The organism is Citrobacter sp. Cb023 (genome assembly GCF_030336805.1).
GTDB lineage: Bacteria > Pseudomonadota > Gammaproteobacteria > Enterobacterales > Enterobacteriaceae > Citrobacter > Citrobacter braakii.
The window spans coordinates 468,657-491,901 of the sequence record NZ_JAOWCV010000040.1 but is presented as its reverse complement, the minus strand read 5'-3'; the positions used below and the strand labels follow the sequence as shown (position 1 = coordinate 491,901).

The 23,245-nt window shown below is 53.4% G+C and carries 21 protein-coding genes; 8 read left to right on the top strand and 13 right to left on the bottom strand.

The window, feature by feature from the left end:
- Positions 1–5: 5 nt before the first annotated feature.
- The 9 genes from recC to rppH all read right to left on the bottom strand — a co-directional run bounded on the left by recC (position 6) and on the right by rppH (position 9,937).
- Positions 6–3,374, bottom strand: a complete 3,369-nt coding sequence (gene recC / locus OGW44_RS23205) for an exodeoxyribonuclease V subunit gamma (RefSeq protein ID WP_185654457.1) — start codon at positions 3,372–3,374, stop codon at positions 6–8.
- A gap of 12 nt (positions 3,375–3,386) precedes the next feature.
- The gene (locus OGW44_RS23200; protein ID WP_047359086.1) at positions 3,387–3,710 is read right to left on the bottom strand and encodes a prepilin-type N-terminal cleavage/methylation domain-containing protein; all 324 of its coding nucleotides are present in this window, start codon (positions 3,708–3,710) and stop codon (positions 3,387–3,389) included.
- Complete coding sequence (locus OGW44_RS23195) at positions 3,695–4,102, bottom strand: DUF2509 family protein (RefSeq protein WP_137367389.1); 408 nt, start codon at positions 4,100–4,102, stop codon at positions 3,695–3,697. The genes OGW44_RS23200 and OGW44_RS23195 overlap by 16 nt, the downstream gene beginning before the upstream one ends.
- Positions 4,099–4,662 carry a prepilin peptidase-dependent protein gene (locus OGW44_RS23190; protein WP_185654456.1) on the bottom strand — a complete coding sequence of 188 codons (564 nt, stop codon included), beginning with the start codon at positions 4,660–4,662 and terminating at the stop codon, positions 4,099–4,101. The genes OGW44_RS23195 and OGW44_RS23190 overlap by 4 nt, the downstream gene beginning before the upstream one ends.
- Complete coding sequence (locus OGW44_RS23185) at positions 4,653–5,123, bottom strand: prepilin peptidase-dependent protein (RefSeq protein ID WP_016157377.1); 471 nt, start codon at positions 5,121–5,123, stop codon at positions 4,653–4,655. Before OGW44_RS23185 ends, OGW44_RS23190 begins: the two co-directional genes overlap by 10 nt.
- A gap of 183 nt (positions 5,124–5,306) precedes the next feature.
- Positions 5,307–6,101: a thymidylate synthase gene (thyA, locus tag OGW44_RS23180; RefSeq protein WP_003033990.1), complete on the bottom strand. Its 795-nt coding sequence runs from the start codon at positions 6,099–6,101 to the stop codon at positions 5,307–5,309.
- A 6-nt stretch (positions 6,102–6,107) separates the two neighbouring features.
- Complete coding sequence (gene lgt, locus OGW44_RS23175) at positions 6,108–6,983, bottom strand: prolipoprotein diacylglyceryl transferase (protein WP_003825606.1); 876 nt, start codon at positions 6,981–6,983, stop codon at positions 6,108–6,110.
- 164 nt (positions 6,984–7,147) lie between these two features.
- Positions 7,148–9,394 carry a phosphoenolpyruvate--protein phosphotransferase gene (ptsP, locus tag OGW44_RS23170; protein WP_016157379.1) on the bottom strand — a complete coding sequence of 749 codons (2,247 nt, stop codon included), beginning with the start codon at positions 9,392–9,394 and terminating at the stop codon, positions 7,148–7,150.
- Between the two features lie 12 nt (positions 9,395–9,406).
- Entirely contained in the window at positions 9,407–9,937 is a 531-nt protein-coding gene (gene rppH, locus OGW44_RS23165; protein WP_003825602.1) for an RNA pyrophosphohydrolase, read from the bottom strand.
- A 684-nt stretch (positions 9,938–10,621) separates the two neighbouring features.
- Here rppH and mutH point away from each other — a divergent pair.
- The 4 genes from mutH to OGW44_RS23145 all read left to right on the top strand — a co-directional run bounded on the left by mutH (position 10,622) and on the right by OGW44_RS23145 (position 13,616).
- Positions 10,622–11,317 (top strand): DNA mismatch repair endonuclease MutH, encoded by a 696-nt coding sequence (gene mutH / locus OGW44_RS23160; RefSeq protein WP_016157380.1) that lies wholly within the window; start codon positions 10,622–10,624, stop codon positions 11,315–11,317.
- Positions 11,318–11,392: 75 nt separating this feature from the next.
- Positions 11,393–12,106, top strand: coding sequence for a TerC family protein (locus OGW44_RS23155; protein ID WP_016154277.1), 714 nt, complete (start codon positions 11,393–11,395; stop codon positions 12,104–12,106).
- 144 nt (positions 12,107–12,250) lie between these two features.
- Positions 12,251–12,469 (top strand): lipoprotein YgdR, encoded by a 219-nt coding sequence (gene ygdR / locus OGW44_RS23150; RefSeq protein ID WP_000758660.1) that lies wholly within the window; start codon positions 12,251–12,253, stop codon positions 12,467–12,469.
- A gap of 106 nt (positions 12,470–12,575) precedes the next feature.
- Positions 12,576–13,616, top strand: coding sequence for an NADP(H)-dependent aldo-keto reductase (locus tag OGW44_RS23145; RefSeq protein ID WP_185654455.1), 1,041 nt, complete (start codon positions 12,576–12,578; stop codon positions 13,614–13,616).
- A gap of 100 nt (positions 13,617–13,716) precedes the next feature.
- Here the strand turns inward: OGW44_RS23145 and lplT are convergent, their stop codons facing one another.
- Positions 13,717–14,922 carry a lysophospholipid transporter LplT gene (lplT, locus tag OGW44_RS23140; protein ID WP_016154279.1) on the bottom strand — a complete coding sequence of 402 codons (1,206 nt, stop codon included), beginning with the start codon at positions 14,920–14,922 and terminating at the stop codon, positions 13,717–13,719.
- Positions 14,915–17,074 carry a bifunctional acyl-ACP--phospholipid O-acyltransferase/long-chain-fatty-acid--ACP ligase gene (gene aas, locus OGW44_RS23135; protein ID WP_016154280.1) on the bottom strand — a complete coding sequence of 720 codons (2,160 nt, stop codon included), beginning with the start codon at positions 17,072–17,074 and terminating at the stop codon, positions 14,915–14,917. The genes lplT and aas overlap by 8 nt, the downstream gene beginning before the upstream one ends.
- Positions 17,075–17,671: 597 nt before the next feature.
- Between aas and galR the strand changes: the two genes are divergently transcribed.
- Positions 17,672–18,700: an HTH-type transcriptional regulator GalR gene (galR, locus tag OGW44_RS23130; RefSeq protein ID WP_016157382.1), complete on the top strand. Its 1,029-nt coding sequence runs from the start codon at positions 17,672–17,674 to the stop codon at positions 18,698–18,700.
- 13 nt (positions 18,701–18,713) lie between these two features.
- Positions 18,714–19,724, top strand: coding sequence for a LacI family DNA-binding transcriptional regulator (locus OGW44_RS23125; protein ID WP_008785715.1), 1,011 nt, complete (start codon positions 18,714–18,716; stop codon positions 19,722–19,724).
- Between the two features lie 51 nt (positions 19,725–19,775).
- Here the strand turns inward: OGW44_RS23125 and lysA are convergent, their stop codons facing one another.
- Positions 19,776–21,032 (bottom strand): diaminopimelate decarboxylase, encoded by a 1,257-nt coding sequence (lysA, locus tag OGW44_RS23120; RefSeq protein ID WP_016154282.1) that lies wholly within the window; start codon positions 21,030–21,032, stop codon positions 19,776–19,778.
- 118 nt (positions 21,033–21,150) lie between these two features.
- Between lysA and OGW44_RS23115 the strand changes: the two genes are divergently transcribed.
- Positions 21,151–22,086, top strand: a complete 936-nt coding sequence (locus tag OGW44_RS23115) for a LysR family transcriptional regulator (RefSeq protein WP_016157385.1) — start codon at positions 21,151–21,153, stop codon at positions 22,084–22,086.
- Here the strand turns inward: OGW44_RS23115 and OGW44_RS23110 are convergent.
- Entirely contained in the window at positions 22,058–22,765 is a 708-nt protein-coding gene (locus OGW44_RS23110) for an aspartate/glutamate racemase (protein ID WP_185654528.1), read from the bottom strand. The genes OGW44_RS23115 and OGW44_RS23110 overlap by 29 nt on opposite strands.
- Before the next feature lie 137 nt (positions 22,766–22,902).
- Between OGW44_RS23110 and OGW44_RS23105 the strand changes: the two genes are divergently transcribed.
- Positions 22,903–23,229 carry a cupin domain-containing protein gene (locus OGW44_RS23105; protein WP_065554331.1) on the top strand — a complete coding sequence of 109 codons (327 nt, stop codon included), beginning with the start codon at positions 22,903–22,905 and terminating at the stop codon, positions 23,227–23,229.
- Positions 23,230–23,245 lie beyond the last annotated feature (16 nt).

The window sequence follows — 23,245 nt, the reverse complement described above, 5'->3', positions numbered from 1 at the left end:
AATCATCATGACTGATTAAAGCGAAAAATCGGTAACAGGTAGCGCTGAGACTGTAAAACAATGGTCTCCAGCGTAGCCGCATCCAGCTGACGCCAAAGACGCTGATACCAGATATCATCACTTTCACCCCGTACCATCATGTTGCCTTCATAGGCCTGCAGAAACTTACTGCGCGCTTTTTGCAACGTTGCATCGTCATCTAACATGGCATCATTTACGGCGTCATAACAGGTTTTTATCCAGGCGCCGCCGCTTTCAGGCAATACCAGCAATGGTGACGACATGCCTTCCCGATACCCGTCAATGAGCTGCGACAGGTACAGCAGCGCCTGCTCTGCATCCAGTGGCGGAAAACGCCATTCCCCGTCTTTACGCAGGAACAACCGGCTCTCTCCCGTACCGCCACTGGCACAATAGACAAGATGTTCCAGCCAAAGTTGCACACCCTGCGCAATGCTTATCAAAGATGGGCGCCAGCGCAACAAACCGTCCTCTTGCACCTGTGGCAGCCAACCGGTGATTTGCACGCCGTTACAGTTAAGATCGATTTCCATACTCTGGCAGGGCTGAAGACAGGCGATAATGCGTTCAGCCAGCGACTGCATCTCCTGACGCTGCGTATCCCACAGAATTTCGCCAAATGGCCCATAGGGAAGCGTGCCCGCCGCACGAAAACGGCGAAACAGTTGTTCAGCATCCTTCTCTTCAACCAGCGTGTTAAGCAATTGCTGATTAAGCTGATAGCGGGTTAATCCTTCAAGAGTGAACGGTTCCGTTTCCGGGATCTCACTTTCTTCAGAGCGGAAGTTGACCCTCAGCCGCATCTGGAAAAAAGCCCTTACCGGATGAGCCCAAAATCGCTGCAGCGTTTCCAGCGTCAGCGCTTCAGGCATCTCAAAGGGAAGCGTCTGGACAAAATCCGTGTGCGCTTTTCCTGACAGGCTCGCCGCAGGCAGCCATTCCCGGGCATAGCTTTGCTGTTCGCCCGGTAGATAGTTTTGTGCATCAAAGGGCATACGGGTATGCAAACGGGTAATGTGTGCTTTTACCCGGGCTTCGCTTTGATCGCAGGTCAATGATTCATCGCCCGGCAGATAGTGGCTTTGCCCGATGTAGTCCATCAGTTCCTGCACCAGTACCGACGGGAAGCGCTCGCTGTTGTCCTGAATGGAGCGGCCAATGTAGCTGATGTAGAGCGTTTGCTGTGCTGAAATCAATGCTTCAAGAAACAGGTAGCGGTCATCATCGCGACGGCTGCGATCGCCCCTCATCGGTTTTTGACTCATCAAATCAAAGCCCAACGGCGCAAGCTGACGCGGATAAACGCCATCGTTCATACCCAGCAGGCAAACCACCTTGAAAGGAATAGAGCGCATCGGCATCAGCGTACAAATGTTAACTGGCCCCGCCAGGAAGCGCTGGCTAATGCGCTCCTGGTCAAGACGCTGAGCCAGCTCATCTCGCAATAGAGAAAGCGGTATGGCATCACCATACTCAGCCCCCAGACCTTCAGTGATAATGGCCTGCCACTGCTGTTCAATCAGTGTCATCGCCGCTTCGGTATCTGCATCCGGCAGGAAGAAATCATTAAGCATGTCCCGACAAACGGGCAGCCACTCTTCCAGCGGGCGCTCCTGCGCTAACCCTCTACGCCAGAGATTGAGCTGCATCAGCAACGAGGCCAGATGCCCTACCAACTCGGCAATCAAACCGTTGGACTCATCGTATGGCAATACCGATTGCCACTCGCCCTGCGCGCTTTCCATCGCGTAGCCGAGCAGCATGCGCGTTAAACCAAATTGCCAGGTATGCTGACCTGTAGGCGGAAGTTCCAGTTCACGCACGTTATCGTCGTCAATTCCCCAGCGAATCCCAGATTCATTGACCCATAACCGAAGATAGCGCAGCCCTTCTTCATCGATATTGAAACGCGCCGCCAGCACGGGCACATCCAGTAATGCCAGCACATCCTCTGAGACAAAACGGCTATCCGGCAGCGACAGCAGGCTAATAAAGGCCTGTAAGACAGGATGAGACTGGCGCGCCCGACGGTCGGAAATCGCATAAGGTAAGTAACGCTCAGCTGGCGCGCTGCCAAAGACCGACTGAATAAATGGGCTGTAGCTGTCGATATCCGCCACCATCACAATAATATCGCGCGGCGTCAGCGTGGGATCCGCTTCCAGCATTGCCAGCAGGCGGTCATGAAGAATTTCTACCTCGCGCTGTGGGCTATGACAAACATGGAAAGTCACGCTGGTGTCGTTTAGTTCAAGCCGTCGTTTATTGTCGCTACGCGAATACTCTTCCAGCGTAACGCCCGCCACGGCATGACTTTCAAGTTCCAGAATATCCGATTGAATATTATGCAAAAGATTGTCAGGTGTTATATCGACAAACGCATCCAGCTCCTGACTATTTTCCAGTTCTGAAAGCAGATAAATGTAATCGCGCCCCAGTTTGCCCCACGAGGCCAGCATCGGGTTGCCCACATCCTGTTCACCATCGCTGTTAAACACCCCTTCGGCTTTCTGACTATCGCGAAACAGCGGCAGATGGCGTTCTTCAAAGCTGTGCCGACGCTGACGCGCCATCAGCTTCGCCAGCCAGGCAGGATCTTTTATATCTCCCCAGTAGTAGCGACAAGGGTTGGTAAACAGCAGATGAATATCAATGTGCTTGCCCAGCGCCTGCAATGCCTGCAAATAAACCGGCGGCAGCGCCGAAATGCCGCAAATAAAGACGCGAGAAGGCAGTCCCTGCGGACACTCGGACGCACTTTCCAGAGTCTGAATAAATCGTTGGTATAAATTGGCGCGATGCCAGCGCGGCTGGCCCAATTCCTCGGTGTGTTCCACCAGCGCTTTCCACAACGGCGCCTGCCAGGCCTGAGACTCGCCGAGTCCCTCAACCAGTCGCCCGGCTTCCCACAGGGTCAACCACTCAGGGCGATAGACTAAATACTGGTCGAAGAGGTCAGCCGCGCGCGAGGAAAGCTGAAACAGCTTACGTTTATCGGTGTCGTCCGTCAGATAGTGGCGCAGCAATGCGAAGTCATCGCCATCCAGCAATTGCGGCAACAGCGTCATCAACTTCCAGCTCATGCTCTGTTTGCTGAACGCGCTCTCTTTCGGGATATCCGGCAGCACGCGCACAAACATATCCCAGATAAAACTCGCGGGCAGCGGAAAATCGATGTTGGCGGCAATACTAAACTTCTGTGCAAGGGTCATTTGTAGCCACTGTGCCATACCGGTACTTTGAACCAGGATCATCTCAGGTTCAAAGGGGTCGTCCAGCCGCTCGCGCTCAACGATAAATTCCATTAACGCTTCCAGCACATCCAGACGATTGGAGTGGTAGACCCTTAACATAGCGACTCCTGACTACTGACGATTCGGGCAATGCAGACGCGTCATCTGACCCTGCCTGCCCAAGGGTGAAGAAATTTTAACGTTGATGCTGACACATCCCGCGCTCGTTGTCTGCATTCGGTTAACCTGCCAGTTCAAAGGCGATGAAAACTGATACAGCTGGGTTTGCTGCCAGGCGTGACGCCAGAGTTGCTGATACTGGTTTCTGATGATAAAGCTGTTCATCAGCGCCCGCTGGTATCCTGACAGCGCGGTCACAATCATGATCATCAGCACCATTGCCAGCATCACTTCCGGCAGGCTAAAGCCACGCTGTCTGTTCAGGGGATCTGACATAGTGCCTGCTCCTTTAGCGGACAAAAATCGCTCCAGCCATGCACCGAATATTCGATATTGCCATCAATAATCGCCCCCTGCCGCCATAACGATACCCCTTCATAATGGACTATAAGCAGCACGAAATTATTAGTAAGCAGTCGCAGACAAACCGCGGCATCCTGCGTGGTATAACGCCGACACTGTGCGGCGAGTTGTAAGCGCCAGGGCTGCATACGCCCCCATTCCATCGCGGATTGCACCACCGCCTGGCGCTGCAGAGCCTGACTTTGCGTGACCACTCGCGAAGCAAAACGGGACTCCTGCCTGCTAACGCCTTGCAGCAGAAGGCTACCGAGCACTAATAGCAACAAGACCATCGCTAAAGATGAAACGCCCCGCTCACGGTTCACAGGTTGAATCCTGTCACGCTGTAGACTGCTTCAATAACCTTTTGTGGTTCGGCATTGTTCACTCCGCGCAAACGCAGCGTAAGGAGCGGGGAATATCCGCTGATATTCAGACGTTCGACCTGAAATGCCTCAATCTGTATCGTGGCTGGATCGGTCATTTTCTCCCACCCTTTTCCATTGCAGTCCGTTGCTCCCCGCAGGGTCTCCAGTACCTTGTCCTGTAAACGAAATCCAATCGTATCGGCCTCTTTCGCGGGACTGCTCTCCCAAATGCCGTTGCTATTGGCATCCCAGCGCGCAATGACACAGTCACCCTTAGCCGATATCACCAGCCCTTCTCCGACACAGTTTCCGCGGCAATACCCTGCCCGCTGAAGATGCTTCGCCACGGTGTATACCCGCTGCCATATTTCATCTTCCAGCGCTAACTGGCGCGTGTTGCGCAGGATCTCTCGCTGCAGCGCGGGTAAAAATCGCGCTGAGCTAAGCAATAAAACGCTGCTAATCGCCATAGCAATCAGCACCTCCAGGAGTGAAAAGCCCCGTTCATTTACTGACATAACCTGGCCTCATCTTTCTCGCAAAGCCTGATTCGCCCCCAGCCAGACACCACCACGCGCCATTCCCCTGTCGTATTTTTCAGGCGAATATGTCCAGCCCATGCCGTATTGCGCAGACCAAAAAAGGCCAGTGAAGGCGTTATCTCTGCCATTTCGACATCGTCCCAGGGCGGTGTAAAAACCAAGGGCGAAACGGGTAGACACGTGGTTTGCACAGCAGCAGAGCTGACAAAACACCAGGATGTGCCATCCCGAATCACGCTGATGACGTGATCGCGGTTACGCCAGTTAGCATCTTCACGCAGTTGCAGCAGGTAATCTCGCACCTGAATGGCGGTTTGCCATAGCCGCTGTTGCTGCTGCCAGCGCTGCCAACCATACAGCCCCGAGGCGCCAAGCGCCGCGACGATCAGCATCGCAATCAGGGTTTCGAGAAGCGTGTAGCCGTGTTGTTTTTTCATGTCGCCAGTATGGCGTGAGGAAAATGAATAACGAGCGGGAAATTCGGTTTCTACGGCGAGCTACGAGGAATATTTGTCGCGTTGCAGGTCGTTGCAATATTTCAGGAACCCACGCCGAAGAACGCGATTTGAGACAAAAAAAACCGACGCACACGGGCGTCGGTTGTGACAGCATGAGGCCGGTTAGATAGCCACTGGCGCTTTAATACCAGGATGCGGATCGTAGCCTTCAATTTCGAAATCTTCGAAGCGATAGTCAAAGATAGATTCAGGCTTACGTTTGATGACCAGCTTCGGCAGCGCGCGCGGTTCGCGGCTAAGCTGCAGATGCGTTTGATCCATATGATTGCTGTACAGGTGCGTGTCGCCACCGGTCCAGACAAAATCACCCACTTCCAGATCGCACTGCTGCGCCATCATGTGTACCAGCAAGGCGTAGCTGGCAATGTTAAACGGCAAACCGAGGAACACATCGCACGAACGCTGATACAGCTGGCAGGAGAGCTTGCCATCCGCCACGTAAAACTGGAAGAACGCGTGGCACGGCGCCAGCGCCATTTTATCCAGCTCACCGACGTTCCATGCAGAAACGATAATTCGGCGAGAGTCCGGGTCATTTTTGAGCTGGTTTAACACCGTGGTGATCTGGTCAATATGGCGACCATCTGGCGTAGGCCACGCACGCCACTGTTTGCCATAAACCGGCCCCAGATTACCGTTTTCATCCGCCCATTCGTCCCAGATTGAGACGTTGTTTTCATGCAGGTAGGCAACGTTGGTGTCGCCCTGCAAAAACCATAGCAGTTCATGAATGATCGAGCGTAAATGGCAGCGTTTAGTCGTAACCAGCGGGAACCCTTCCTGCAGATTAAAACGCATCTGATGACCAAAAATGGAAAGCGTTCCGGTTCCGGTACGGTCGTTTTTCTGTGTGCCTTCATCCAGCACTTTTTGCATCAGTTCTAAATACTGTTTCATGGTTCCTCAGGAAACGTGTTGCTGTGGGCTGCGGCGGTACGCCCAAACCATCATAATAATGCCTGCGACAATCATCGGGATTGAGAGGATCTGTCCCATGCTGATGTACTGTACCCAGGTGCCGGTAAACTGCGCATCCGGCTGGCGGAAGAATTCAACGATAATACGAAACGCGCCATAACCAATCAGGAACAGACCGGATACCGAACCCATCGGGCGCGGTTTACGAATGTACAGATTAAGAATGATAAACAACACAACGCCTTCCAGCGCCATCTCATAAAGCTGTGAGGCATGGCGCGGCAGCGAGCCGTAGGTATCAAAAATAGACTGCCATTGCGGGTTAGTTTGCAGCAGTAAAATGTCTTCGGTACGGGAGCCCGGGAACAGCATGGCGTACTTGAAATTCGGATCAACGCGTCCCCACAGCTCACCGTTGATAAAGTTGCCCAAACGCCCTGCGCCCAGACCAAACGGAATCAGCGGGGCAATGAAATCAGAAACCTGGAAGAATGAACGCTTGGTGCGTTTGGCGAAGATAATCATCACCAGGATCACACCAATAAGCCCACCGTGGAAGGACATCCCGCCGTCCCAGACGCGGAACAGATACAGTGGGTTATCGAGGAATAACGGGAAGTTATAGAACAGTACGTAACCAATACGTCCTCCGAGGAAAACCCCGAGGAAGCCCGCATACAGTAGATTTTCTACTTCATTTTTGGTCCAGCCACTGCCCGGACGATTAGCACGGCGCGTCGCCAGCCACATCGCAAAAATAAACCCCACCAAATACATTAAGCCGTACCAGTGAAGTGCGACGGGTCCGATTGAGAAAATGACCGGATCGAAATCCGGAAAATGCAGATAGCTACTGGTCATCTGTCACCACAAGTTCTTGTTATTTCGCTGAAGTCAGACAGCAATTGATAAGCGCGCCTGCATAATGCAGGCGCTCCAAAGGTGCGAATGATAGCACATGGGGATCGCAGCGGATGCCGATTACAGTTAAAAGATATGTATACCTACTGTTACCAGCCCCCGATTCACAATCCCCCGCGAATCAGTCCCCCCATGCCACGGCGTTCCATAAAAGCCGCCACCTGATGGCGTACTTCTGTCGCCATCTGCGCTTCCAGGCTGCGTTGCGCCAGCGTTTGCGCCTCATCAAAATCGATATGGCGCAGCAGATATTTAACGCGAGCCACGGAACGACCGTTCATCGACAAATGGCGAAAACCCAGGCCGATCAGAATGGCCACGCACATCGGGTCGCCCGCCATTTCACCGCACAATCGCAAATCGATACCGCTTCTTTCGGCTTCCTGCGCAATCATCGCCAGCACACGTAACATACCCGGATGCAGGCTGTCATAAATGCTGGCTACCCGTGTATTGTTACGATCGACAGCCAGAATGTACTGGGTGAGATCGTTGGTTCCGACCGAGATAAAGTCTATCCGGTTTATCAGATGCGGCAGCATAAACACCATCGACGGAACTTCCAGCATGATGCCAATGCGCGGTTTTGGGATCGCGTAGCCGATCATCTCTTCCACTTCGCGTCCGGCGCGTTCAATCAAACGTCGCGCTTCGTCCACTTCATCAATGCTGGTGACCATCGGCAGCAAAATGCTCAGGTTGCCGGTTGCCGCGTTGGCACGCAGCATGGCCCGAACCTGGATCAAAAAGATCTCCGGCTGATCGAGCGTTATGCGGATCCCACGCCAGCCAAGGCACGGGTTCTCTTCACTGATCGGCATGTAGGGCAGTTGTTTATCGGCGCCGACATCCAGCGTACGTAGGGTCACCGGCTTGTCGTTAAACATTTGCAGCATGCCCTGATACTGCGCAACCTGTTCTTCTTCCGAAGGAAAACCGCTTTGCAGCATGAACGGGATTTCGGTGCGATACAGGCCAATGCCGTCGATCCGGCTCCCCAGCTTCTCTTCATGCTCCGGGCTGAGGCCCGCATTGAGCATCACCTTCACGCGCTCGCCGCTTTTCAACTGTGCTGGCTGGTTGACGTCGTCTTCCGCCAGGCGGCTCAGCTCAATTTCTTCACTGATAAGACGCTGGTATTCCTGGATCAATACCGGTTCTGGATCGACCAGCAGTTCACCGCGATAACCGTCCACTACCAGCGTACGGCGGTGTAACACCGATGGCTGGATATCGGCCCCCATGACGGTAGGGATACCCAGCGCACGAACCATAATAGCCGCATGAGAGTTGGCCGCGCCGTCCCGGACAACCACACCGACTAAGCGGTCCTGAGGAAGTTCAGCCAACGTGGTGGCGGAAAGCTCATCCGCCACCAGCACAAAACGTTCCGGCCAGGTATTCGGCCCCTGGATTGAGTCGTCAAGATGGAACAGTAGACGCTGGCCCAGCGCGCGTAAATCTCCGGCCCGCTCTTTGAGGTAGTTATCACTCAGCGCGGCAAACTGTTCGGCAAACTTTTCAATGATCGTTTTAACGGCCCACTCGGCCACCGAACCGTTATCCACTTCCGCAAACAGCTCACGGCGCAGACGAGTATCGGAAAGCAAGTGTGAATAGAGATCAAAAATCGCCGCCGTTTCTTTTTGCGCCCCGGCGGTAAAGCGTTTGCTGTAGCGGCGGAATTCATTCGCCGCCTCTTCCAGCGCACCGGTGAGTCGCTCGCGCTCAAGCACCGGATCCAGCGTTGAAGCCTGATAGACCTGCTCCATCAGCGGCAGCGTCGCATCCTGCCAGCCTTCGGCTATTGCCACGCCAGGGGCGGCGGGCAATGCGCGGATGCGCGTTTGCCGGTATTGGCCGAACAGCGCGTTAAGCTGCGACTGCGAAAGAATCGCCGCCATTTGCGTAGCGAGCGTGACGAGGAAAGACTCTTCACTTTCATCGTACTGGCGCAATTCGCGCTGCTGGACCACCAGCACACCTAACAGCTGACGGCGCTGAATAATCGGTACGCCTAAGAACGCACGAAAGCGCTCTTCTTTTACCGAAGGGATGTATTTAAAGCTGGGATGTTTTTGCGCATCGGCGAGGTTGATAGGTTCCGCCAGCCTGCCAACCAGGCCAACGATACCTTCATCAAACGCGAGTGCGACAGTACGACCACGCGGTTTCTTCAGTCCCCGGGTCGCCATGAGGTAATAACAACGTCGATCGTGATCGGCCAAGTAAACCGAACAGACCTCTGTATCCATCGCAAGACAGATGTCGGTAACCAGAATATTCAGCGCTTCATTCAGACGCGGAGCACTGGCCACCTTTTCGACTATTTCGCGCAGGCGGGTGAGCATAATTTGCGTAGCTTAACCTCTTTTACGTCTGTACGCAGGTGCGCTTTGCGGCTTAGGAGTGCTCTCCTGAAGCGCCATGACAACACTTGCGAATTCTTTCATCACCCTGCGATAGACATCGCGTTTAAATGACACCACCTGTCGAACCGGATACCAGTAACTCACCCAGCGCCAGCCGTCGAACTCAGGTGTACTGCTGGTTTGCATATTGATTTCAGCATCGCTGCTGACCAATTGCAGAAGAAACCATTTTTGTTTCTGGCCGATACAAACCGGCTTCGTGTCCCAACGCACCAAACGTTTCGGTAACTTGTAACGCAACCAGTTACGAGTAGAAGCAAGGATCCGTACATCTTTACGACTGAGACCCACTTCTTCAAAGAGTTCCCGGTACATCGCCTGCTCTGCTGTCTCTCCTGCATTTATCCCACCTTGCGGGAATTGCCAGGAGTGCTGACCAAATCGCCGGGCCCACATGACCTGCCCCTGGCGGTTACAAATTACTATCCCTACATTCGGGCGGTAGCCATCGTCATCAATCACCGGACTACCTCAATATAAACCTTATATACAAACGATTGTTTCACACTCCAGAGAGGCGGTAAACCACTCTGTTAAGGGCGCGATACTCTAATAACAATTGAATAACTCACAGCTAAGGGCGGAGTTATAAACAGAAGAAGGGCAAGCAAGGCGATTTTATTCACCTTTTCTGTGGATATAGTTGTGAAGAAGTACGGAATTACTATGGGAAAACCCAGAACAGTCCGAATAAGACATTCGTCACATATCAAAAATAATCTTCTATATTCATAAAGTTAAAACCGTTCAGCGCAAATAAACCCATAGAAACGTGACGTATATCACGCACACGATCTTCAGGCTGATGAAAGATCGACCAGCGTTGGTTTTATCCACAGATTATGCCAATAAGTTAGGCACAATTTGTGTGAAAATTCGATTTTCGTCGCACGTCAAGGCTGTAAATTGAAACAGTAGTGGGGGTTTTTCACAGTTATCCCATCTTTCTGTGGATAACATGGTGTAAGATCCTGTTCATTGTCAGTGACCAGAATTGGAAAACCCGCTTCGCTGTTGCGCAACTCTGCGTATGTGAATCTAAAAACCAATATAAATCATAGAATTGAATAAAGCATGTGGAAAAAGATAAACTCTGTCCACACGGTATAAAATCTTTGCTCATTTTTTCACCTAAGGGTTAACCCGATGTCAGAACTCCATCCGCTGCTTTCTCCCCCTGAATCTGAAGCCCAGTTGTTGAGCCAGGCACAGCTGCTTTCGGGCTACGCGCTGGGAGAGTTGGCGGCAATGGCGGGACTCGTCGCCCCCAAGGATCTCAAGCGCGATAAAGGCTGGATTGGCGTGCTACTGGAAATCTGGCTCGGCGCCAGTGCGGGCAGCAAACCGGAGCAGGATTTTGCGGCGCTGGGCGTGGAGCTGAAAACAATCCCAGTGGATAGCCTTGGCAGACCGCTGGAAACCACCTTTGTGTGCGTGGCACCGTTAACCGGCAATACCGGCGTTACCTGGGAAACCAGCCATGTGCGGCACAAACTTAAACGCGTTCTGTGGATCCCGGTAGAAGGCGAACGCAGCATCCCGCTGGCAGAGCGCCGCGTCGGCTCTCCCCTGCTGTGGAGCCCGAATGAAGAAGAAGACCGGCAATTGCGTCTGGACTGGGAAGAGTTGATGGACATGATAGTGTTAGGCCACGTCGAACGCATCACTGCCCGCCATGGGGAAGTGCTACAGCTGCGTCCTAAAGCCGCCAACGCCCGAGCGCTTACCGAGGCCATTGGCGCCCATGGCGAACCCATCCTGACCCTACCACGCGGTTTTTACTTGAAAAAGAACTTCACGCGCGCATTGCTTGAGCGACATTTCTTGTTCCAGGCGCAATAGACACCGTCCGGTCTTTCACCCGCCGCGTTACGGGCCTATAATTACCGCTTCTTTTTTTTGGCAGGACTTTGTTCGATGTTATTTGCATGGATAACCGATCCTAACGCCTGGCTTGCGCTCGGTACGCTGACGCTGCTGGAGATCGTTCTTGGGATCGACAATATTATTTTCCTCTCTCTGGTTGTAGCCAAACTCCCGACAGCGCAACGCAATCATGCCCGACGTATTGGGCTTGCGGCGGCGATGATCATGCGTCTGGCACTGCTCGCCTCTATTGCCTGGGTAACGCGTCTGACAAACCCGCTATTCGAAGTGTTTGGCGAGGCAATATCAGCGCGCGACCTGATCCTTCTACTGGGGGGATTGTTCCTGATCTGGAAAGCCAGTAAGGAGATCCACGAATCCATTGAAGGTGAGGAAGAGGGGCTGAAAACCCGCGTTTCCTCTTTTCTGGGCGCGATTGTGCAGATCATGTTGTTAGACATTATCTTCAGCCTGGATTCCGTGATTACTGCGGTAGGCTTGTCCGATCATCTGTTTATCATGATGGCGGCAGTGGTGATTGCCGTGGGTGTGATGATGTTTGCTGCACGCCCGATTGGCGATTTTGTCGATCGCCATCCTTCGGTAAAAATGCTGGCGCTCTCGTTCCTGATTCTGGTCGGTTTCACGCTAATTCTGGAAAGTTTCGACGTCCACGTTCCGAAAGGATATATCTATTTCGCCATGTTCTTCTCTATTGCGGTAGAGACCCTGAACCTGTGGCGTAATAAAAAAAATCCGCTCTGATGAAATCCATCGCTCCCCGCACGGGGAGCGAATGCGCGCCACACCTACCTCTTCTCACAGTTTAAGATTTTACTGCTTTCGCCATGCACAACTTCGCGTTATTACTAAACTATTGTCAGATGCAGGCCATGTGAGGATAAGCAGATGAAAAAATGGGCAGTTTTGATTTCCGCCGTAGGACTGGCTTTTGCCGTTTCCGGATGCAGCAGTGATTATGTAATGGCGACAAAAGATGGTCGAATGATCCTGACCGATGGAAAACCAGAAATTGACGATGATACCGGTCTGGTGAGCTATCACGACCAGCAAGGCAATGCGATGCAGATTAATCGCGATGATGTGTCTCAAATCATTGAACGCTGATGGTTGAGGTCAGCAGCGCGCTGGCCTTAACAATTTTACTTCCCTTTTTCTCTTCCCTCAGCCATTTTTATAATCCTTATGTCGTGATTATAAAAAGGAAACGGCTATGCAATATCACCGTATACCCCACAGCTCGCTTGAAGTCAGTACACTGGGGCTGGGCACAATGACGTTTGGTGAACAAAACAGCGAAGCCGACGCACATGCACAGCTCGATTATGCCGTAGAACAAGGCATAAATTTGATCGACGTTGCCGAGATGTATCCGGTACCGCCGCGTCCTGAAACCCAGGGTCTCACCGAAACCTACGTAGGTAACTGGCTCGCCAAACACGGCAGCCGTGAAAAGCTAATCGTTGCTTCTAAGGTGAGTGGACCTTCACGTAACAACGACAGCGGTATTCGACCGAATCAGGCGCTGGACCGTAAAAATATCCGTGAAGCGCTGCACGACAGCCTGAAAAGACTGCAAACCGATTACCTGGATCTGTATCAGGTTCACTGGCCGCAGCGCCCGACCAACTGCTTTGGTAAGTTAGGCTACAGCTGGACGGACTCTTCGCCAGTCGTTTCGCTGCTGGATACGCTGGACGCGCTGGCAGAGTTTCAGCGCGCGGGGAAAATTCGCTACATCGGCGTGTCCAATGAAACCGCGTTTGGCGTGATGCGCTACCTGCACCTGGCGGACAAACACGATCTGCCGCGCATCGCCACCATCCAGAACCCCTACAGCCTGCTGAATCGCAGCTTTGAGGTTGGACTGGCGGAAGTGAGCCAGTATGAAGGCGTTGAACTGCTGGCCTACTCTTGCCTTGGCTTCGGTACATTAACCGGTAAATACCTGAACGGCGCGAAGCCTGCCGGTGCACGCAATACGCTGTTTAGCCGTTTCACGCGTTACAGCGGCGAGCAAACGCAAAAAGCCGTTGCGGCCTATGTGGATATCGCGAAACGCCATAATCTGGATCCTGCGCAAATGGCGTTGGCATTCGTGCGTCGTCAGCCGTTTGTCGCCAGCACCCTGCTGGGAGCCACGACGATGGAGCAGCTAAAAACCAACGTTGAAAGCCTGCATCTGGAGTTGAGCGAAGAAGTACTGGCAGAGATTGAAGCGGTGCATCAGGTGTATACCTATCCTGCACCGTGACGGTTAGTGCCTGATGGCGCTACGCTTATCAGACCTACAAATTGCTGCTCTCTGTAGGCCAGATAAGGCGACGCTGCCATCCGGCACATTCATTGTTCATTCATCTCGTACCAGGCTGGCGGCGCTGCCAAATCCACAGCGCCGCAATCGCCAGCGCAAACAGCGCACCGAATCCAATACCAATCGCTACCGCCGGGATCCCCACCAGCACTGCCAGTGAGTAAATCCCAAGCATCAGCAGCATCGCGCTGTTTTCGCCCAGGTTTTGCACCGCGATCGCATTACCCGCACCAACACTTTTCTTGCCCCGCTCCTGCAGCAACGCATTCAGCGGTACCACAAAGAAGCCACCTGACACGCCGATAAGCATCAGCAACGCGTAAGCCGGAAGCAGCGCATGCTGAAGTGAGAAAATCAGCACCACGACGCCAATCAGGATCCCCGCTGGCATACAGCGCGACACGGTTTCCAGCGTCACCAGCTTCGCTGCCGCCCCCGCGCCTACGACAATCCCAATCGCTACCATAGCATTGAGGTAGGTCGGCGTAGCGTTATCGGTGATGCCGAGCGCCACCGGAACCCACAGCACCAGCAGAAAACGCAGCGTGACGCCCGCGCCCCAAAAAAGGCTGGTTCCGACCAACGAAAAACGGGTTTCACCGTTGCGCCACAGCGAAGAGGCGGCGCAGAAGAAACTGCGCGTCATTTTCCCCAGATGCCAGGATTGGCCAGGACGAGCCGCGGCCAGTTTCGGGATGTACAGGTTAGCCACCACGGCGCCAGCATAGGCCAGCGCACAGGCAGAAAGCGCGGCAATCACATGCCAGTCGGCCAGAACGCCGCCGGCGACAGAACCGAGCAAAATCGCGGCGATGGTGGAGGCTTCCATCAGGCCGTTGGCTTTCACCAGTTTGTCACCGGTGGTCAATTCACCGAGAATGCCATACTTGGCCGGTGAGTACGCGGCCGCGCCAATCCCCACCAGCGTATACCCGAGAAACGGATTAATGCCGAAGCAAATACTCGCCGCGCCCAGCAGTTTCAGGGCGTTCGCGAACATCATCACTCTGCCTTTGGCAAAGCTATCCGCCACCTGTCCAACAAATGGCGCAAACAGGATGTAAGCGCCCACAAACACCATTTGCAGGATTGGCTGGCTCCAGTCCGGATAAAATTGTTCCTTCAGCAGCGCCAGCGTGGCGAACAGCAGTGCGTTATCGCCAAACGCCGACAGAAACTGCGCGGCGATGACGGACATCATCCCTTTGGACCAGATTGAAGTGTTAGTGTGCGCTGACTCAATCATGTTGTTTTTCCGGCTCATCGACCCAGCTTTTCAGCGTAACAAAATCCGGCTTACCGCTGCCGAGTAATGGGAGTTGCTTCAGGTGGCGAATATCACGCGGTACGGCAAGTTCAGGCACGCCATGCGCTCGCGCATACTGCTGTAGTTTCTCACGCGTGAGTTCGCTGTCGGTAGTGAACAGCACCAGCGCCTCACCTTTGCTGGCATCGCTCTTGATCGCCGTGGCGTGCATTTTGTCTGCAGATACCGCCAATGCCAGTTGCTCAACCATTTCCAGCGAGACCATCTCTCCGGCAATTTTAGCAAAACGCTTGGCGCGCCCCTGGATCTGTACAAAGCCGTTTTCATCAAAGCGGACGATGTCTCCGGTGTCATACCAGCCGCGCTCAATCTCACCCTGCGCATTTTCTGCCGTCGGCACTTCCAGCACGCCAGGTTTTTCGACGCGCAAATAGCCGCTCATAATATTCGGGCCTTTCAGTTGTAAACGCCCACCGTCCTCAATACCCGGAACAGCCAGCAGTCGGGCATCCATGCCAGGCAAGATGCGCCCTACCGTTCCTGATTTTGCCGCCATCGGTACATTGATCGACACAACCGGCGCACATTCCGTCACGCCATAGCCTTCAAGGACGCGCAGACCAAATTTCTCCTGCCATAGCTGCTTTGTGCTGTCTTGCAGTTTTTCCGCGCCTGCCACCACATAGCGCAGGCGGTGGAAATCGTACGGATGCGCGAAACGCGCATAGTTGCCGAGGAACGTTGAAGTACCAAACAACACGGTGCAGTTCCGGTCGTATACCAGCTCCGGCACAATGCGGTAATGAAGCGGGCTGGGATAAAGAAACACTTCCGCACCGGTCAGTAGCGGTGTGAATAATCCCACCGTCAGGCCAAAGGAGTGGAACAGCGGCAGTGCCGACATAAAGCGGTCATCGGCGGTGAAATCGGCAATCGTTTTAATCTGCTCAACGTTCGCCAGAATACTCTTGTGGCTGTGGACCACGCCTTTCGGATGGCCTTCCGAACCAGACGTAAAGAGGATCACCGCAGCCTCTTCCGGCTGCTGTTTCACCTGCGCCAGATGCGGTGCCAGCAGATGTGAGAAAATCCACAGCTTATCGCTCAACGTCACATCGGCTTTTAAATCTTCCAGATAAACCCAGCGTACCTGGGTGAGCTGTTCCGGTAGATGCCAGAGTTTGCCTTTATCGAGAAACTGTCGGGAAGTGAAGATCGTTTTGATTTCAGACGCAGTAATGGCGCTGGTTAACCCTTTCACGCCCGCCGTGTAGTTCATCATGGCCGGAATGCGTCGACGCGCAATGGCACCAAAAATGACCGCCGCGCTGATCCCCGCATTTGGCAGCATCAGGCCGATTTTTTCACCTTCGGCGCTGTATTTTTCCAGAATACGGGCCACAAAGAGCGTCTTAGTCAGCAGTTTGCGGTAGCTGTCCGGCGTAAAGTTAACATCTTCAATGCAGTTTTTGCCCGCGCCAAAACGGTATTTTGCCGCCAGCAGCGACTCGTATAGCGTTTCACGCGGGCGTACCGCCATGCGAGCTTCCATCATAATTTGATGTAGCATTTCACCGGCGATTTTGCGGCGATCGCGCGCTCGCGGGGCTTCCGGCATTGGCATTTGAGTCGGCGGTAAAATGTGCAGTTGGATACGCGGGAAGAATCGCTGTTTAACCAGACCTTTCAGGCGGCTGAAGTGGGAAAGCTCTGCCCCCTCAATGCGGACAGGAACGACCGTCGCTCCCGACTTCGCGGCGACAAACCCGGCACCGTCATATATTTTCATCAACGAACCGGTGGTCGAAATGCGTCCTTCGGGAAAAATCACCACCGGACGGCCCTGCTCGACCAGACGGACCAGATGCTTAATCGACATCGGTTTAGTTGGGTCTAACGGCACGAAGTCAATCAGCGGGGTTAGCCAGCGCATATACCATTGCTGGCTGATCGAGGTGTAAACGGCGAAGACGGGACGAATCGGTAAAAATAGCGCCAGTAGGATGCCGTCTATAAATGATACATGGTTGGGAGTGATTAGAACGCGTTCTCCCTGTAGCGCGCTGACATTGCCCGTGACGCGAACGCGGAAAAGCACGCGAAACAGATTACGAAAAAAGCCAAATAGCATCTCAACTCCCTGTGCCATTAATTATAGAAACATTAATGGTGGGAGAGTATACGAGTTGGGGAATGGGCGCGACAGGTAAACAGGTAAATACAGTCCGAAAAAAAACCTGCGCATCCGCGCAGGTCGGTGCAAGAGACAGGTACGAAGTGCGTACCGAATAATCTCACCAATCAATACCTCTGGGATCTTGATTGTGGTCGTCAGCAGCCAGATACGCCAGTACGAAAACGCAAAGGAATGAACCCAAATGCAACGAGTTGTGTAAATTATCGGTTACTGTTACAGATAGGCTGAAGGCAAAAAAAAACCTGCGCATCTGCGCAGGCTGGTGTAATTCTAGTGATCAACCCGAAAGTTGATTTCACCTATCAATACCTCTGGGACCCCAACTTTAGCAATCCGCTCAGTTCTCCCACCAGCGAACAATCGCAACAGCACATCGCAAAGTGTAAGCAAAAATTAGCATTTTCTATTTTCTGTCTTATCTTCGCTCGCGCGCTCACATTTGCGAGGTCCTGACGGGCAATCTGCTTGAACAGCCAGCCATTTTCCGTAACACTGACGGAATGTAAGCGTTTACCCACAACAGGTACTATCATGGCGACCATAAAGGATGTAGCCCGACTAGCTGGTGTATCAGTCGCCACCGTTTCTCGAGTGATCAATGATTCCCCCAAAGCCAGCGAAGCATCGCGTCTGGCCGTAACGAGTGCAATGGAATCACTCAGCTACCACCCCAATGCCAATGCGCGTGCACTGGCGCAACAATCCACTGAAACCATCGGCCTGGTCGTTGGTGATGTGTCCGATCCATTCTTCGGGGCAATGGTTAAAGCTGTCGAGCAGGTGGCCTATAACACCGGGAATTTTTTGCTGATTGGCAACGGCTACCATAATGAACAGAAGGAACGTCAGGCGATTGAACAGCTCATTCGCCACCGCTGCGCGGCCCTTGTTGTCCATGCCAAAATCATCCCGGATGCGGACTTGGCTTCATTAATGAAGCAAATCCCCGGCATGGTATTGATTAACCGAATTCTGCCGGGATTCGAACAACGCTGCGTTGCCCTCGATGACCGTTTCGGCGCATGGCTCGCTACCCGACACCTTATTCAACAGGGCCATACGCGCATTGGCTACCTGTGTTCCAATCACAGTATTTCTGATGCGGAAGATCGTCTGCAAGGCTATTACGACGCGCTGGCGGAGAGCAATATACCGGTAAGCGATCGACTGGTGACGTTCGGCGAACCGGATGAAAGCGGCGGTGAACAGGCCATGACCGAGTTACTTGGTCGTGGCAAAAACTTCACTGCGGTAGCCTGCTACAACGACTCAATGGCGGCTGGCGCCATGGGCGTATTGAATGATAACGGCATTGATGTGCCGGGAGAAATCTCGCTGATTGGCTTTGATGATGTGCTGATTTCCCGCTATGTGCGCCCACGTCTGACCACGGTACGCTATCCCATTGTGACGATGGCAACCCAGGCCGCCGAACTGGCGCTCGCGCTGGCGGAGAAGCGACCCGCACCTGAAATTACCCACGTCTTTAACCCAACTCTGGTGCGTCGCCATTCCGTTTCGGCGCTGACAGAGCCGGGGAACTCATCGTCAAACGATTAACCAGGATTGCGTCATGACTACGATGTTGGACGTTTCACGACACGCAGGCGTCTCAAAAGCGACCGTTTCGCGCGTACTCAATGGAACGGGTCAGGTAAAAGAGAGCACGCGCCAGAAAGTGTTCAAGGCCATGCAGGCACTCGATTATCGGCCCAACTTTTTAGCGCGCTCTTTAGCGAATCGCACCAGCAACAGCATTGGCCTGGTGGTTTCCACATTCGATGGATTCTACTTTGGCCGCCTGCTGCAACAGGCCTCGCGCCAGACGGAGTCTCACGGCAAGCAGTTGATCGTCACCGATGGTCACGACACGCCGGAGCGTGAGCAGGAAGCCGTGCAAATGCTGGCCGACAGGCAGTGCGACGCCATTATTCTCTATACCCGCTATATGAGTGAAAAGGCGATTATGTCGCTGATGAACAGCATTGCGATGCCCTTGCTGGTCATCAACCGTGATGTCAGTCAGGCCCGCGATCGCGCGATTTTCTTTGAGCAGGAAGACGCGGCGTATCAGGCGGTCAATTATCTGATCTCGCAGGGGCACAGCGATATTGCTTGCATCACCGTGCCAGGCCATACGCCTACCGGTAAATCCCGCCTGATGGGGTATCGTAAGGCTCTGGAAAAAAACGGTATTCCCTGGGATCCTGATAAGGTTAAATACGGCGACTCCACGATGACGCGAGGCTATGAAGCCTGTCGAGAACTGCTGGAGGAAGGGGTGAAATTCAGCGCCCTGTTCGCCTGTAACGATGACATGGCATTAGGTGCATCAAAAGCGTTACATCAGGCCGGACTGAGGATCCCGACGGACGTCTCGCTGTTTGGTTTTGATGATGCGCCCAGCGCCAAATGGCTGGAACCGGGGTTATCTACCGTTTATCTGCCGATTGATACCATGATAACCACGGCAATCGACCAGGCTATACGTCTGGCCAACGGTGAGAGCGTGGAGCCGATCCCTCCGTTTACCGGCAAACTGGTATTACGTGACTCAGTAACGCTCGGACCGTACTTTAAGTAATATGAAAAAGAGCCGGATGGCGACGCAAGCACCTTATCCGGCCAGCTTTACTCAGATTAATTCCAGCGCTAACAGCTCATCAATGGTCTGGCGACGACGAATCAGTCGTGCCACGCCGTTATCAAACAAGACCTCCGGCAGCAGCGGGCGGCTATTGTAGTTTGACGACATTGACGCTCCGTACGCCCCGGTATCATGCAAAACCAGATAATCACCCGGCACCACCGCAGGCAACAGACGGGTTTCCACATTTCCGCCTTCCTGCTGGGTAAACACGTCGCCTGATTCGCACAACGGTCCGGCCACCACGGTCTCCCGTTGAGGAGTTTGTTGCAGAGAACGACCATCTCCCGCCAGCGCGGAGATATGGTGATAGCTACCGTACATGGCCGGGCGCATCAGATCGTTGAAGCCCGCATCGATCAGCACAAAGTGACGGCTGCCCATCTCTTTTACGCTGCGCACCTGCGCCACCAACACACCAGCTTCCGCGACCAGGAAACGCCCTGGTTCGATCTCCAGTTTGACGGCATGACCCAGATGACGCGCAATACTATCGCGCGCGGCGTTCCACAATCCAAAATAGTGATCGGTGTCGATCGCCTCTTCACCTTCGCGATACGGGATTGATAAACCGCCGCCTGCGGAGATCGCCTCCAGATCCTGACCAAATTCCACTACCTGACGCACCATCGCGCCGCACACCTGCTCCAGATGCGCGTAGTCCACGCCAGAGCCGATATGCATATGGATACCTACCAGCTTCAGCTTATAGCGCTGAATTACCTCCAGCGCCGCCGGAAGATCGCTGTACCAGATACCGTGCTTGCTGTTTTCTCCCCCGGTATTGGTTTTCTGACTGTGTCCATGCCCAAAGCCAGGGTTTACGCGGAGCCAGACGCGATGGCCCGGCGAGAGCTGGCCCAGTTGTTCCAGCATATCGACCGACCCGGCATTTACCGGAATGCTCAATTCATGCACCCTTGCGAGCGTCGCTTCATCAATCATATCGGCGGTAAAGACAATCTCATCTTTGCCCGGTACAAAACCTGCCGCCAGCGCGCGTTCAATTTCGCCAAGCGAGACGGAATCGACCTTCACGCCCTGCTCGCGCATCAGGCGCAAAATATGAATATTCGAACATGCCTTCTGGGCAAAACGCACCACGTCAAACTGACTCAGTTTGGCAATCTGCGCGCGAATAATCTGCGCATCATAGACCCACACCGGGCAGCCGAATTCGGCAGGCAGGCGCAACAGGTTGTCGGCGGTCAGGTCAGTGTCTGTGTTGTTGAGTGGGCGTGGCATGGCGTGCTCCGGTATTGGCTTTTTTATGATTACGCCACAGCTCAAAAAGAATAAAAAATATCGTTTTATCTTGAGTCTATGCAAAAATGATATGGATTAGCTCATTCGAGGATTGCTTATGCCCGCGGTTAACCTGCGCCACATTGAAATTTTTCACGCCATCATGACCGCAGGCAATCTGACGGAGGCCGCGCGCATGCTACATACCTCGCAGCCCACCGTCAGCCGTGAACTGGCCCGATTCGAAAAAGTCCTGGGATTAACGCTGTTTGAACGCACGCGTGGCCGACTGCATCCAACCGTGCAAGGCTTACGTCTGTTTGAAGAGGTACAACGTTCGTGGTACGGCCTGGACAGAATTGTGAGCGCCGCCGAAAGCCTGCGCGAATTTCGTCAAGGTGAATTGTCGATTGTTTGCCTGCCGGTATTTTCACAGTCCTTTTTACCGCCGCTGCTGCAGCCATTTCTCGCGCGCTATCCGCAGGTCAACATTCAGATCGTGCCGCAGGAGTCACCACTGTTGGAAGAGTGGCTGTCGGCGCAGCGCCACGATCTGGGGTTAACGGAAACGCTGCATACGCCAGCCGGAACGAAACGCACCGAATTGCTGGCGCTGGATGAAGTGTGTGTACTGCCGCAGGGGCATCCGCTGACCGAGAAAGCGGTATTAACGCCGCAGGATTTTCAGGGAGAGAACTATATCAGCCTGTCGCGGACCGACAGTTACCGTCAGCTACTGGACACCCTGTTTAACGAACATCAGGTGAAGCGCCGCATGGTGATTGAAACCCACAGCGCCGCTTCAATTTGTGCAATGGTGCGGGCGGGCGTGGGGATCTCGGTGGTAAACCCACTGACCGCGCTGGATTATGCCAGCAGCGGAGTGGTTATCCGCCGCTTCAGTATTTCGGTACCCTTTACGGTCAGCCTGATCCACCCACTTCATCGCCCTGCCTCGGCGCTGGTCGATGCTTTTACGGCGCATCTGCAAGCCCATCTCCCGAGACTTATCGATCCGCTGGAGGCTATTTTGTATCCACAGACGAAAGCATAAACGCCACCGCATCTTGCGCATGGATTTCCGCGGTGTCGAAAACCGGTAATGGACTTAGCTCGGCTGGAACCAGCAGACCAATCTCGGTACAGCCAAAGATAACCCCTTGAGCGCCCTGTTTAGCCAACTGATCAATTACGCTCAGGTAGTAGTCGCGGGAAGCGTTGCTGAACTCACCGAGGCACAGCTCGTCGAAAATAATCTGGTTTATTTTCTGACGATCATCAGCCTCAGGAATAAGCGTGCTAATACCAAATTCAGTCTGTAGGCGCCCGCGGTAAAAATCCTGCTCCATGGTGTAGCGCGTACCCAGTAGCGCCACGTTGCTCATCTGCTGTTTTTGTATGGCCCGCCCCGTCGCATCGGCAATATGCAGGAACGGCACGTCACAGGCGGTTTCAATCGCCTCAGCAACTTTGTGCATGGTGTTGGTACACAACACAATCCCCTCCGCTCCGGCTTGCTGAAGCCCTGCGGCGGCCTGCGCGAGGATTTCCCCAGCCCGCTGCCAGTCACCGCCAGCCTGACAGGCTTCAATCTCGTGAAAATCTACGCTGTGCAACAGAATCTGTGCCGAGTGCAGGCCACCCAGACGCTGTTTTACCCCTTCATTAATGAGTCGATAATAAGGAATGGTGGATTCCCAGCTCATACCGCCTAACAGACCGATCGTTTTCATCATTTCCCCTGATTTGTTGTTATCTCTCCAGTGAACCAAAGATGTGATCAACTTTCCACATCTGTTGGCGTGCATTTCTTTTTTTAATTTTCTGATATAGGTTTAATGAAACATTGTTTTAATTACAGGAAGGCCGAATGTTTATTTTTCATAAAGAGACCACCCTTGAAGATCTGGGCAATGGCGTTACCCGACGCATTCTTGCTCACGACGGTAAAATGATGGCGGTTGAGGTGAACTTCGAGCAAGGCGCGATTGGTCCGATGCACAATCATCCGCATGAGCAGCTGACTTACGTTTTGTCTGGGGAGTTTGAATTTACCATCGGCGAAGAAATGCATGTCGTTAGGGCAGGCGATACCCTATATAAACAGCCCAACATTATGCATGGCTGCGTCTGTTTAAAACCGGGAACGCTACTGGATACCTTTACGCCCATGCGCGAAGATTTTCTGCCTGCGTAATTTTATCTGTTCGTAA

Bases quoted from the DNA above. Each gene is read 5' to 3' on its own strand.
- recC (WP_185654457.1), bottom strand. From the start codon at position 3,374: ATGTTAAGGGTCTACCACTCCAATCGTCTGGATGTGCTGGAAGCGTTA.
- OGW44_RS23200 (WP_047359086.1), bottom strand. From the start codon at position 3,710: ATGTCAGATCCCCTGAACAGACAGCGTGGCTTTAGCCTGCCGGAAGTG.
- OGW44_RS23190 (WP_185654456.1), bottom strand. From the start codon at position 4,662: ATGTCAGTAAATGAACGGGGCTTTTCACTCCTGGAGGTGCTGATTGCT.
- OGW44_RS23185 (WP_016157377.1), bottom strand. From the start codon at position 5,123: ATGAAAAAACAACACGGCTACACGCTTCTCGAAACCCTGATTGCGATG.
- thyA (WP_003033990.1), bottom strand. From the start codon at position 6,101: ATGAAACAGTATTTAGAACTGATGCAAAAAGTGCTGGATGAAGGCACA.
- lgt (WP_003825606.1), bottom strand. From the start codon at position 6,983: ATGACCAGTAGCTATCTGCATTTTCCGGATTTCGATCCGGTCATTTTC.
- ptsP (WP_016157379.1), bottom strand. From the start codon at position 9,394: ATGCTCACCCGCCTGCGCGAAATAGTCGAAAAGGTGGCCAGTGCTCCG.
- mutH (WP_016157380.1), top strand. From the start codon at position 10,622: ATGTCAGAACTCCATCCGCTGCTTTCTCCCCCTGAATCTGAAGCCCAG.
- OGW44_RS23155 (WP_016154277.1), top strand. From the start codon at position 11,393: ATGTTATTTGCATGGATAACCGATCCTAACGCCTGGCTTGCGCTCGGT.
- ygdR (WP_000758660.1), top strand. From the start codon at position 12,251: ATGAAAAAATGGGCAGTTTTGATTTCCGCCGTAGGACTGGCTTTTGCC.
- OGW44_RS23145 (WP_185654455.1), top strand. From the start codon at position 12,576: ATGCAATATCACCGTATACCCCACAGCTCGCTTGAAGTCAGTACACTG.
- lplT (WP_016154279.1), bottom strand. From the start codon at position 14,922: ATGATTGAGTCAGCGCACACTAACACTTCAATCTGGTCCAAAGGGATG.
- aas (WP_016154280.1), bottom strand. From the start codon at position 17,074: ATGCTATTTGGCTTTTTTCGTAATCTGTTTCGCGTGCTTTTCCGCGTT.
- galR (WP_016157382.1), top strand. From the start codon at position 17,672: ATGGCGACCATAAAGGATGTAGCCCGACTAGCTGGTGTATCAGTCGCC.
- OGW44_RS23125 (WP_008785715.1), top strand. From the start codon at position 18,714: ATGACTACGATGTTGGACGTTTCACGACACGCAGGCGTCTCAAAAGCG.
- lysA (WP_016154282.1), bottom strand. From the start codon at position 21,032: ATGCCACGCCCACTCAACAACACAGACACTGACCTGACCGCCGACAAC.
- OGW44_RS23115 (WP_016157385.1), top strand. From the start codon at position 21,151: ATGCCCGCGGTTAACCTGCGCCACATTGAAATTTTTCACGCCATCATG.
- OGW44_RS23110 (WP_185654528.1), bottom strand. From the start codon at position 22,765: ATGAAAACGATCGGTCTGTTAGGCGGTATGAGCTGGGAATCCACCATT.
- OGW44_RS23105 (WP_065554331.1), top strand. From the start codon at position 22,903: ATGTTTATTTTTCATAAAGAGACCACCCTTGAAGATCTGGGCAATGGC.